The 12,409-nt window shown below is 61.4% G+C and carries 7 protein-coding genes; 5 read left to right on the top strand and 2 right to left on the bottom strand.

Annotated elements, in window-relative coordinates:
* Positions 1–333: 333 nt before the first annotated feature.
* Genes HV796_RS00130 through HV796_RS00120 form a run of 3 tightly spaced genes read left to right on the top strand, consistent with a single transcriptional unit; the run spans position 334 to position 6,162 of the window.
* Positions 334–1,524, top strand: a complete 1,191-nt coding sequence (locus HV796_RS00130; protein WP_377695680.1) for an efflux RND transporter periplasmic adaptor subunit — start codon at positions 334–336, stop codon at positions 1,522–1,524.
* Between the two features lie 14 nt (positions 1,525–1,538).
* A complete protein-coding gene (locus tag HV796_RS00125; protein ID WP_175223990.1) occupies positions 1,539–4,718 on the top strand; it encodes an efflux RND transporter permease subunit in 3,180 nt (1,059 codons plus the stop codon).
* Positions 4,711–6,162, top strand: a complete 1,452-nt coding sequence (locus HV796_RS00120) for an efflux transporter outer membrane subunit (protein WP_175223988.1) — start codon at positions 4,711–4,713, stop codon at positions 6,160–6,162. Before HV796_RS00125 ends, HV796_RS00120 begins: the two co-directional genes overlap by 8 nt.
* A gap of 41 nt (positions 6,163–6,203) precedes the next feature.
* On the opposite strand, the gene HV796_RS00115 is transcribed toward HV796_RS00120, so the two are convergent.
* Positions 6,204–7,274 carry a LacI family DNA-binding transcriptional regulator gene (locus HV796_RS00115; RefSeq protein ID WP_175223986.1) on the bottom strand — a complete coding sequence of 357 codons (1,071 nt, stop codon included), beginning with the start codon at positions 7,272–7,274 and terminating at the stop codon, positions 6,204–6,206.
* Positions 7,275–7,469: 195 nt separating this feature from the next.
* On the opposite strand from HV796_RS00115, the gene HV796_RS00110 reads away from it, so the two are divergent.
* Together HV796_RS00110 and HV796_RS00105 are read left to right on the top strand one after the other, a co-directional pair.
* Complete coding sequence (locus HV796_RS00110) at positions 7,470–9,029, top strand: AMP-binding protein (protein ID WP_175223984.1); 1,560 nt, start codon at positions 7,470–7,472, stop codon at positions 9,027–9,029.
* 241 nt (positions 9,030–9,270) lie between these two features.
* Entirely contained in the window at positions 9,271–10,647 is a 1,377-nt protein-coding gene (locus tag HV796_RS00105) for an NAD-dependent succinate-semialdehyde dehydrogenase (protein WP_175223982.1), read from the top strand.
* A gap of 98 nt (positions 10,648–10,745) precedes the next feature.
* Here HV796_RS00105 and HV796_RS00100 read toward each other — a convergent pair whose 3' ends face one another.
* On the bottom strand, positions 10,746–12,377 hold the full coding sequence (locus HV796_RS00100; protein ID WP_175223980.1) for a hypothetical protein: 1,632 nt from the start codon (positions 12,375–12,377) through the stop codon (positions 10,746–10,748).
* Positions 12,378–12,409: the final 32 nt, after the last annotated feature.

Raw genomic sequence — 12,409 nt, 5'->3', positions numbered from 1 at the left:
CGGCCGGAACGGGTGCTTCCTTGCGGCGCTCGCCGATTCAGCTAGTTCACGTCCTTTTTATCCCTTTCACGTCGATGTCGGCCACCGCCCGGTTTCGGTGCAGGTGAGTCGCCGGGCGCGTGGTGCCTATTGATTTTAGGCATTCGAACAGGGTCAATGCACGAATTTTTCGATGCTGGTATGCTTTCAACCGAAATCGTTTTCGTCAGCGACGTGAAGGTCTTCTGAATGCAGAAAAACCGGGTTGCCGCAAGCGGCGGTCTGCTAAGGACAGGTAGTCAAACCATGAAAAACGTGGAAAAGAAGCCGCAATTTATCGCGCGCCAACGCGCGATGTCGCGAGTTGGCGGGTTGGCCGGGATGCTTCGGTGCGTCGGTATCGGCGCAGTCGCGCTTGCATTCAGTGCATGCCGAAACCCGGAGGGCGCGGCTTCCGCGCCACCGCCGCCTACGGTGGGCGTCGCGCTTGTCACGTCCAGAACCGTCCAGGAGTGGGACCAGTTCAATGGGCGAGTCAGTGCGATCGATACGGTCGAGCTGCGCGCGCGCGTCAGCGGGTACGTCGAACACGTCGCCTATAAGGAAGGCGATGACGTCAGGAAGGGCGACATCCTGTTCGTCATCGACCAGCGGCCGTACAAGGACGCGCTGGCGAGCGCCGAAGCGCAGCAGGCGCATGCGCGCGCGACCGCTGAGCTTGCACTTGCGCAAGACCGGCGCGCTCAGACGCTGATCCAGAGCAAGGCCATTTCAGTCGAAGAGTGGGAAACACGCCATGCGACCTGGCAACAGTCGAGCGCGGACGTGCAGGCGGCCGAGGCGGCCGTCGCAACGGCCCGCCTGAACCTGAGTTTCACAGAGGTGCGTTCACCGATCGACGGGCGCGCGGGCAGGGCGATGCTTACGGTAGGCAACCTGGCACAGGCCGATCAGACCTTGCTGACCACCGTTGTGTCGCAGAACCCGATGTACGTGTATTTCGATGCCGATGAGCACAGCTATCTGCGTTACCTCGAACGCGCGAAGCAAGGCGGCGTGGCCAACGTCGTGCAGAAGGTGCAAATCGGCCTTGCGAACGAGGACGGCTTTCCGCATGCGGGCACCGTTAACTTCCTCGACAACCAGCTCGATTCGACGACGGGCACGATACGGGCGCGGGCCGTGGTGCCCAATCCCGACCGTGTGCTGACGCCTGGCCTTTACGCGCATGTCGAGTTTCCAGGCAGTGGCAAATTCAACGCGCTGCTGATTGACGAGAAGGCTGTGTTGACCGACCAGGATCGCAAGTATGTCTACGTTCTGGGACCTGAAGACAAGGCGCTGCGCAGGGATATCACGCTCGGCCGGTCGATAGACGGTCTTCGCGTGGTCGACTCCGGCTTGCGCGCCGGAGACAAGGTGATCGTCGCCGGACTGCAAAGGGTCTTTTTTCCGGGTGCGGTGGTCAAACCCGTGCCCGCTTCGATGGGCGGTGGCAACGCGCATGCAGGTGCCCCCGGCAACAGTGAAGCATCGGCCGATTGATACAGAGGTCCCAGATGGATTTTTCGAAGTTCTTCATCGACCGGCCTATCTTCGCCGTTGTGCTGTCGGTCATTATTTTCGCGGTCGGTCTGATTGCCATTCCGTTGCTGCCCGCCGGTGAGTATCCGGAAGTGGTGCCGCCGACGGTCGTTGTGCATGCAACCTACCCGGGCGCCAACCCGAAAGAGATCGCGGAGTCCGTCGCGACACCGCTGGAAGAAGCGATCAACGGTGTCGAAGGCATCATGTATATGAAGTCGGTCTCGGGTTCCGACGGCAGCCTTCAGGTGGTGGTGACGTTTCTGCCCGGCGTCGACCCGGATACCGCCGCCGTGCGGGTACAGAACCGGGTGAGTCAGGCGCTGAGCCGGTTGCCGGACCAGGTGCGTCAGTACGGCGTCACCACGCAGAAGCAGTCGCCGACGCCTCTGATGTACGTGAATCTGTCTTCGTCCGACAACCACTACGACTCGCTCTATCTGCGCAACTATCTGACCTTGCGTGTGAAGGACGAGTTGTCTCGCATACCCGGGATCGGCGACGTCGAGGTGTATGGCTCCGGCGACTACTCGATGCGCGTCTGGCTCGATCCGAACAAGCTCAATTCGCGCGGACTGACCGCAGGTGACGTGGTCGGCGCGATCCGCGAGCAGAACGTCCAGGTGTCCGCCGGTCAACTGGGTGCCGAGCCGTCACCGCCCGGAACCGATCTTCTGGTGTCGATCAATGTGCGCGGCCGGCTCGCAACCGAGCAGGAATTCGGCAACATCGTGATCAAGAATGGCGACCAGGGGCAGGTCGTGCGCCTGTCCGATGTCGCGCGTGTGGAATTGGGCGCGGGCGACTATACGATGCTGACGCTCAAGGATCAGGAGAACTCGGCCGCAGTCGGTATTTTCCTTTCGCCAGGCGCAAATTCACTGGCCGTTGCCAATGCGGTGTACGCGAAGCTCGATGAGCTTTCGGACAATTTCCCTCCCGGCGTGACCTACAAGGCGGTCTGGGATCCGACGGTCTTCGTGCGGGAATCGATACGCGCGGTGCAGCACACGCTGTTCGAGGCGGTCGTGCTGGTGGTGCTGGTCGTCATCCTGTTTCTGCAGACCTGGCGGGCGTCGATCATTCCGCTGGTGGCCGTGCCCGTTTCCATCGTCGGCACCTTTGCGTGGCTCTACGTGCTCGGCTTCTCGATCAATACGCTGACGTTGTTTGGTCTGGTGCTGGCGATCGGTATTGTGGTCGATGATGCGATCGTGGTGGTCGAGAACGTCGAGCGGTATATCGACCAGGGGTTTGAGCCGCGCGAAGCCGCGCACAAGGCGATGCGCGAAGTCTCAGGCCCGATCATCGCGATCGCCCTCGTGCTGTGTTCGGTATTCGTGCCGATGACGTTCCTGACGGGGGTCACAGGCCAGTTTTACAAACAGTTCGCGGTGACGATTGCGATCTCGACCGTGATCTCGGCGATCAATTCGCTCACGCTGTCACCGGCGCTCGCCGCGAAGCTGCTCAGAAAGCATGGCAGCCGCGAAGACGTGCTGACGCGTGTCATGAACCGCGCGCTGGGCTGGCTGTTCCGGCCATTCAACCGCTTTTTCAACAGCACGTCCCAGCGGTATCAGCACACAGTGGACCGGACATTCAAGCGCCGCGGCGCGGTGTTCGTCGTCTATGCGGCACTGCTTGCGGCGACCGCGGTGCTGTTTCATAACGTCCCTGGCGGTTTTATCCCGACGCAGGACAAGCTGTATCTGTTTTCCGGCGCAAAACTGCCGGAGGGCGCGTCGCTTCAGCGTACGGTCAAGGTGGCGCGCAACATGGCGGAAATCGCGCACAGCGTGGAGGGCGTGGATATCGTGCCCGGCTACGTCGGCTTTAACGCATTGCAGACCGTCAATACGCCGAACCTCACCGCGTCATACGTGATTCTCAAGCCATTCGATCAACGCAAGCGCAGCGCGGTGGAGATCAATGCGGAACTCAACCGGAAGTTTGCGCAGATCGAAGACGGGTTCGCTTTCGCGCTGATGCCGCCGCCTATCCAGGGGCTCGGCAACGGCTCAGGCTATTCGCTTTACCTCGAGGACCGCGCGGGGCTCGGCTATGGCGCGCTGCAAAACGCGCTTGATGCATTCCGGGGCGCGGTCGCCAGAACACCGGGAATGACCTATCCCGTCAGTTCATATCAGGCCAATATTCCGCAACTCGAGATCAAGATCGATCGGGTCAAGGCCAAGGCGCAAGGCGTCGCGTTGTCCGATCTGTTCGATACGTTACAGACCTATCTCGGCTCGGTGTATGTGAACGACTTCAACAAGTTCGGACGCGTCTATCGCGTGATGGCGCAGGCCGATACGCAATACCGTCAGCATCCGGCGGACATTGCGAACCTGCGCACGCGCAATTCGCGCGGAGAAATGGTGCCGATCGGCTCGATGGTCACGATCGTGCCGACCTATGGCCCTGATCCGGTGATGCGCTACAACGGATATCCGGCGGCCGATCTGATCGGCGATGCGGATCCGCGTGTGCTGTCGTCCTCGGAAACGATCGCGAAGCTGAACCAGATCGCGAAGGACGTATTGCCGCGCGGCATCAAACTTGAATGGACCGACCTCAGCTACCAGCAGGTGACGCAAAGCAACGCGGCCGTGATCGTGTTTCCGCTGGCGGTGATGCTTGTGTATCTGGTGCTCGCCGCGCTGTATGAAAGCTGGACGCTGCCGCTCGCGGTGATCCTGATTGTTCCCGTGTGCATGTGCGCGGCGCTGCTGGGTGTATGGCTCACAGATGGAGATAACAACGTGTTTGTACAGGTCGGCCTTGTCGTGCTGATGGGGCTTGCATGCAAGAACGCGATCCTGATCGTGGAATTTGCGCGCGAGCTTGAAATGCAGGGGAAAAGCGCCATTGCCGCCGCACTCGAGGCATGCCAGCTTCGGCTGCGTCCGATCGTGATGACATCGGTCGCGTTTATCGCGGGATCAGTGCCGCTGCTGCTAGGGCATGGCGCGGGTAGCGAAGTGCGCAAGGCCACCGGCGTCACGGTCTTCTCCGGCATGCTGGGCGTGACCTTGTTCGGTTTGTTTTTGACACCCGTGTTTTATGTGGTGATTCGCAAACTGGCGCACGGGTTCACGGGCAATGGACTCCGGGAGCAGGACAGCGCTGTGGTGGAGGTCCATCATGAATAGGCTCATCACAGCGCTCGTGCTGACCGGCTCGGTGGCGGGCTGCGCAGTCGGCCCGGACTTTCAGTCACCGGTAACGCAGACTTCGGCGCGTTTCGCGCGCGACGAGGCGCACACGGATGCTGGCACGGCGGTCGCGGAGCCTGCGGCAGACCAGGCATTCTGGCAAAGCTTTGACGATCCCCGACTGACCCAGCTCGTTGAACAGGCGCTAAATGCCAATAACGACTTGCGCACCGCGCTCGCCAGCTATGACCGCGCAAATGCGCTGCTGCGTGAGGCGAAGCTCGATCAGTATCCGATTGTCACGGCGAGCGGGCAGGCGGGGCATCAGCGATTCAGCAAGGACCAGGCGTTCGGCGCCCCGCTGGACGAGCGCAATACATACACGCTTAGCCTTCAGTCGAACGCGATATGGGAGCTCGATCTGTTTGGCCGCGTGCGGCGCGGCGTTGAAGCACAGCGCGCGGAAACAGCGGCCAACGCGGCGGATTTCAGTGCGCTGCAGGTCGCGATCGTCGGGCAGGTCGCGAGCACGTATGTGGATCTTCGCGGCACGCAGGAGCGTCTGCGCGTCGCACGCGAGAACGCGCAGAACCAGTTGCAGACCCTGCAGATCGTGCAGAAGCGGCTCGACGCCGGCAGGGGGTCCAATTTCGACTCGGCGCGCGCTCGCCAGCAGTACGAATCGACGCTCGCGCGTATTCCGGCGTTTGAGGCGCGCATCGCGGTCGACGAACATCGGCTGGCGGTGCTGACCGGCAATCAGCCTGGAACGCTATCCGGACTCGATCAGCCGCAGCCGCTGCCCAACCTGCCGGCGTCGATCGATCCTGGCACGCCGGCAAACCTGTTGCGCAGACGGCCTGACGTTGCCGCAGCCGAATATCGGCTTCACGCGGCGACCGCTCGCGTCGGGGTGGCGACCGCGGATCTGTTCCCACGTCTGAGCATTGCGGGGATGATCGGCACGCAGGCCTTTGCCGCCAGCTCCCTCTTCACCGCCGACGGCCAGCAGAGCCTCATCGCGCTCGGCGTCGACTGGTCGTTTCTTGATGTAGGGCGGGTTCGCGCACGCGTGGTGGCTGCGCGCGCCGACGCGTCGGGATTGCTTGCCCAGTACCAGCAAACCGTGCTGCTCGCGCTGGAAGACACGGAGAATGCGCTAGTGGTCTATGCACGCGCACAGGCTGAAGACGAACAATTGCAGCGTGCGGCAAACGACGCCGCGGAGGCCGCGCGCCTTGCGCGGATTCGTTACGAGGATGGCCTGATCGACCTGTTTGAAGTGCTCGATGCGGAGCGGCAACTGTTGCAGGCGCAAGATGCTTTCGCCGAGGGCCGTATGCGTAGCGCGGGTGCGGCCGTGTCGCTGTACCGGGCGCTGGCTGGCGGATGGCCACAGCGGCCCGCTGCGGACCCGGCGATTCAAAACGCTGCGCGATGAGCGGCCAGGTTTAGCCGCTCGCGCGCCGCGCATGATCACGCTTACGCTCGCGCGGCGCGCGAGCGCCGCGTTGCGCCGCCTGCTACGGGACCCGCGCTTGGGACGTGATACGGGCCGTCTGACGCGCGGACGATTAGTTCCGGTTCCCAGATCTCCTGGAGTTGTTGCGGCGGCGTGCCCGCGAGTCGCTCAAGCAGCATTTCCGCCATCCGCTCGCCCGCGCGGTGCGTGTCGGCGGAAAAAGTGGTCAATGCAGGCTGTATATAACGTCCGATCGGATCATTATTTCCTCCGATCACACCGACGTCACGGCCGGGTACTCGCCCGGTTTCCGTGATACCGCGCATCACGCCCATTGCGATCAGGTCATGGCCCGACAGGATGGCCGTCGGCGGGTCCGGCAGGGTAAGCAGCCGGCGGGCCGCGTCGGCTCCGCCTTCTTCGGATATCGCCGTTTCGATACAGAGATTGCGGTCGAATGCGATCCCTGCGGCACGTAACGCTTCTTCATAGCCGCGCCGCTCGAGGTAGCTGAACATCAGGTATTCGGGCGCGTGAACGAGCGCGATGCGGCGATGACCCAGTGCGATAAATCGCCCGCACCCGGAGCGTCCGACCACACAATGGTCGATATCCACATACGGGAACGCATTGGACGTTTCGCTTCTGCCGAACGCGGCAAACGGCATATCGCGCTCGAGCAGATACGCGATGCGCTCGTCCTGCCGGCGTGTGCGCCCAAACAGCAGCGCATCGACGCGCTGACGTTCCACGAGGCGCTTGAACAGGTCGAGCTCCGCTTCGGCGCTGCGTGCGGAAGCGACGATGACCTGATAGCAGCTGTGATCGATCACATCATTCACGCCCATCAACATATCCAGAAAGAACGGCTGGGCGAACGATGTTTGCGGAGGCGACACGACGAACGCGATCGTGTCGGACGATTGCCGGCGCAAGCGGCTTGCGGATGGATCCGGAGAAAAGCCGGACTGCTCAGCGGCCTCCAGTACGCGCTTGCGGGTCGCGGGGCTGACGTCTTCCCGGCCGTTTAGTGCCTTCGACACGGTGCTGACGGAAAGCTTGAGTGTGGCTGCGAATTCCTGGATGTTCATGCAAAGCTTTCTGCACCGAAAACGATTTTTGTCATTCTACGCTAGTCGCACAAAACTAAGAAATCCGTAACGCTATGCCTCTTGAATTTGCGACGCATGACTGCTATCTTTGTGACGAAATCGATTTCGTTAAAATATTGTAAATGCGGTGCGGACGGTATGCATGAGCTGCCTTCGTCTGCGCGGGAGAGCGTCATGGCATTTGATTTGCTCGGATCGGGCAACGCCGATCTGATTGCGCTGCGTAGTGGCGAACGAACCATTACCCGCGGCGAACTCAGGAGTGCGTCGCGACGAGCCGCCTACTTCTTGCGTGACCTTGGAATCAGCCGAGGCGATATTGTGGCCGTATGGTTGCCTGATGGCGGCGTGTGGCTGCAATTGTTCCTCGCGATTGCGCAGTTGGGAGCGCTGATGGTTCCTGTGAGTGCGCAATTCAAGCTGCACGACGCGTTGCGGGTCGTAAAGGCTGCGAAAGCACGCGTGCTGGTGGTGCCGCAGCAGTTCCTGGATTTTGACTACGTGGCTGCTGCCGCCGAAATCAAGGCTGCGTGTGTCACCGTGCAGCACATCGTGGAAGTCCCACAGTCTGATGCCTTTGAATGGAATGCGGTCAGGCAGTATCCACGGTGGGAGGGGCTGGACACGGACTTGCTCTGCGCGTTCGATACGTCCGGAACAACGGGTACATCCAGGCTCGCCGTGCACACGGCGGGCGGCATCGCGAAACATGCGCGCAACGTCGGCCGCTGCAACGATATGCGGCAAGCGGACGTGGTGTGCTGCGCGCTGCCTCTTTGTAGCGCGCTTGGATTTGTGCAGGCAGTCGCGGCGCTCGCGTCGGGGGCGGCGTGTGTACTGATGCCGACCTTTAACGCCGCTGCTGCCGCAGCGCTTATCGAACGGCATCGGGTCACGCATTTCTTCGGCACGGACGCGATGATGGACGGGGTGCTGAACACGGAGGACTTTTCGCTTGCCACATGGTGCCGCGGCGCCTTCCCGGAACATGGGAACCTCGGGCAACGGGTCATTGCTCAAGGATGGAAAATCTGGAAGTCGCGCCTCACTGCGTTGTATGCAATGTCCGAATGCCTGGGGGTGGTGGCCATGCAAGAGCCGAACGCGGACGCGCAGCAGCGTGGCATGCCGGGTGGCGTACCGATCTCTTCCGCAATAGCCTTTCGAATCGTCGATCCTGAAAGCGGGGCGATGTCGCGCGATGGCCAACGGGGTGAACTGCAGTTGCGCGGCTATAACGTGATGGCGGGTTATCTGCACGACCCGAAGGCAACGTCGGCGGCGTTGACGGCAGACGGCTGGTTCAGAACAGGCGATCTCGCCTGCGCTGAGCACGGCACGTTCCGCTACCTCGCGCGAATGGAAGACGCGCTGCGCGTGGGTGGCAATCGTGTCGACCCGTCGGAGATCGAGGCTTTTCTCGAGCAGCACCCCGGCGTCGATGCCGCGCAGGTCGTCGGCGTTCCTGTCGACAGTGAAGGAGAGGTGGTTGTCGCGTTTGTGCGTAAGTCGAACAAACCCGCGACCGAGCGCGAATTGATCGCGTACTGCAGGCAGGCAATCGCGGGTCCCGAGGTGCCGCGACACATCGTATCAGTCGATTCATTTCCGCAGAAAGATGGACCGAACGGTGTGAAGATCCTGAAGCGCGCGTTGCGCGACAGGGCGTTGCAGTATGTGAGTCGCACGCAGACCTCGTCCGCCGAATCGTCCTTGCCCCTTGAGGCAAGCTGAGCGTGGCCGGAGCAGGCGGCTGCATGCGTTGAAAGCGGTGGTCTGGACGATGCGCGCATCGGGCTCGCGGTGAAGCGCATCCGATTGTTGCAGATTCGATAAAAAACGATTTCGTACGCCTACCCAATAGTTCCTTGAAAATACTCAAAACAGCCTATAACATAGGATCGAAATCGGTTTCGAAATAGGCCGGTTAACTCATCCGAACACTGAAGATTAAGTTGCTTCCAAGGAGCAGACCGTGAGCTTTCGCACTATCAATCCGGCTACAGGAAAAGTAGTCGAGGAATTTCCGCTGCAATCCGATGAACAGGTCTTCGCGGCGCTGGCGACCGCGCATCAACGTTACCACGACGACTGGAAAAACCGGTCCGTGGCCGAACGGGCGCGGATCGTCGGTCGTGCTGCTCAGATTCTGCGTGAGAAGCGCGATGAATACGCGACCTATCCGACGCTGGAAATGGGTAAGGTCATCGGCCAAAGTTACGCGGAAGTCGATCTCGTCGCCGATATCCTCGACTACTATGCGACGAACGGTGAAAAATTCCTCGCACCCCAGGCGTTGCCCGGAGAGCCCGGCGCGACCGTGGTCGCCGAGCCGATTGGCGTCATTCTTGCCATCGAGCCGTGGAATTTTCCATACTACCAACTGGCCCGCGTGGCCGCGACGCAACTGGTCGCAGGCAACGTCGTGTTGATGAAGCATGCTGAAAACGTGCCGCAATGCGCGCTTGCGTTTGCGCGGCTGTTCGAAGAGGCGGGAGCGCCGGAAGGCGTTTATACCAATCTCTTTTGCAGTATCGAGCAAATCGGTAAGCTGGTCGAAGATTTCCGCGTCCGCGGCGTTGCGCTCACCGGTAGCGAAAGAGCGGGTGCTTCGGTCGCTGAACGCGCGGGACGCAATCTGAAGAAAGTGATCCTCGAACTGGGCGGAAGCGATCCCGCGCTCATCCTGGAAGGCGCCTCCCTTGACCTCGCGATCGAGCAGGTCGTGATGGGCCGCACGTTTAACTCGGGGCAGGGCTGCGTCAACATCAAGCGGGTGATCGTGGTGGGCAAGGAGCGCGGCGAAACCATGCTGGCCGCGTTGAAGCAGCGGTTTGCGGCGCTCAAGGTGGGCGATCCGAATGACGCGACCACGGCGCTCGGCCCGATCTCCAGCGAACGCGCGCTGGAAGGGCTGCTCAAGCAGATCGAGGATGCGCGGGCGGCTGGCGCAACCATCGTCCACGGCGGCAAGCGTGTCGACCGCGCCGGGTTCTATCTCGAACCGACGATCATCACGAATATCGCCAGGGACAATCCGCTCTATCCGCAGGAGGCCTTCGGCCCGGTGCTGTCGTTCTATATCGTGAATAGCGAGGAGGAAGCGATCGCGCTGGCCAATGACAGCAAGTATGGCCTCGGCGCGTTTGTCTTCGACACCGATGTCGAACACGCGAAACAGGTCGCCTCGCGTATCGATGCCGGCATGGTGTACATCAATTCGTGCTTTGCTGATTCACCGGGGTTGCCTTTTGGCGGCGTGAAGAATTCCGGATTCGGGCGCGAACTGTCGGAACTGGGCATCGGTGAATTTATCAACCGGAAACTGGTGCGGGTTGCCAACGCGGCCTGAGGTGAGTGAGGCCCGATGCGGATGTTGTTGCATGGCGGAGCGGCGCAGCCTACGGCGGTCGTATGGCCGTAGGTTGCGCAAAGCGGCGCGGTGCGCTGTCAGCCTTCCGACTGCGCCCGCGCGGCTGCCCTGCCCGACCCCACCGGAGCCGCGACTTGAGGCGGTTCCGACTTGCCTGGCGCGCGAGCCGGAAAGATCACGTCGACCAGCCGATCGACGAAATAGAAGAACTTGTCCGACGCATAGCCCGCGATAAACGCGACCGCCAGCGGTGAAATGTTCTTGCCGCCCTGTACGAGGTCGCTGAAAAGCCCGATAGCAATACCGACAATCACTGCACAGGTGATGTGCGCGCGGTTTGCGACCTTCGAATACTCAGGATGAAACGTGCTCGTTTCAGTCTCGATCCTGATCTTGCGCAGAATCGCCGCGGAAGCGCCGAGCCACGCATAGAGCACGGGCAGGATGAAGCCGGTGACTGCACCGACCAGTGACAGAACGATCTCGCGCCCGTACATCGCCATCGCGCGAATGTCCTGGTACGCGGCGATTTTCTGAAAGCCTTCGTCCACGACGTTCTCAGGCGCGAGCGTCTGGTCGTGGTCGTTCGTGACACGGTCGGCATCCATGATGGGGATCTTGATTTCAAGGTTCGCGCGCACCTGTTTGTTCGAGCATATCCAGTTCGCCAGGGGCGGCGAAGACGCGCCATGCGGATGGTCCGCAACCTGTGGGCCGGAGGAACCCCACGTCGAAGCAGGCGGGCAGTGCGGCTCGGTATACGGATTCGTCACGGGCAGAAACAACGCATCGCCGATTCCCCGTGTGCGGGTCACGTCGTTGTACAACTGGCGGTTGTTGGTCGCGAATTCCTGCAACAGATGTTTGATCTGAATCGCGGGTTGTGCATTGCTGAGCTGCCGCAGATCGCCCGATGCTTTTTCGTGCGCCGCGATCACCATTTCCTCCGTGTCCTGTGACCGGTCGTGTGTTTGTATCGCGGAACCCGCTACCTTGCGGATTTCGCGTTCCTCACCCTGCCGCATTTCGATGATGTTCGACTGATAGCTCAACAACTGGTTGTGCAACGCCATCGCCGAAGCATCGTTGATCGTGACGATTCGCTGCACGTCGTCGGAAATCTGGTTCACGGTGAAGAGCAGACACGATAGTCCGACCACGAGAATCGTTAGCGAGATTGCGGTGAGCGTATAGATCCTGATCGCCCGCCGTGCGCCTCGATACGCCTCCTTGCCCGACGTGGCAGCGGCGACAGGACGCACGCCCTTCGAGATACGGTTGAGCGCGGCGTAGTATTCCGATTCGATTTGCGCGTTCCAGTTGTGCTCGATGCGCGCAACGCGCGCCTGCGTCAGCGCCTCGATATCGTGGCTCGCAAGGGGTAGACCCGTCAGCGACGCATGCGAAAGCAGTTCGTCGCTCGATTTCATATCCTTGAAAACCTGGAAGCTCGGGTAGTGCACGGATTTTTCAATGCGGCCGATCGTGCCATAGAAGCCGGTTTCCCATGCGTCGCTCCACGCGCCGCGATCGACCACGCCGCTTGCGGCCCGGATGACCGCGACATCCTCGCTCTCGAGCTCGATGCCGTCGTCCGCCGCAGCTTCGACCATTGCTTCGGCGCGCGCGAGATCGGCCGAGAGTCGAGCGCGTGCGCGCCGGCTTCGGCGATCGCTTTCCTTCGCGCTGTCGTGCTGCGCATCGCTCATGGCGTTCTCCCCCCGCGGTCTTCATAGGCGCG

The organism is Paraburkholderia humisilvae (assembly GCF_902859855.1).
GTDB classification, from domain to species: domain Bacteria; phylum Pseudomonadota; class Gammaproteobacteria; order Burkholderiales; family Burkholderiaceae; genus Paraburkholderia; species Paraburkholderia humisilvae.
Note: the sequence above shows the minus strand (reverse complement) of the source record. Positions and strands in the feature narration are given on the sequence as shown.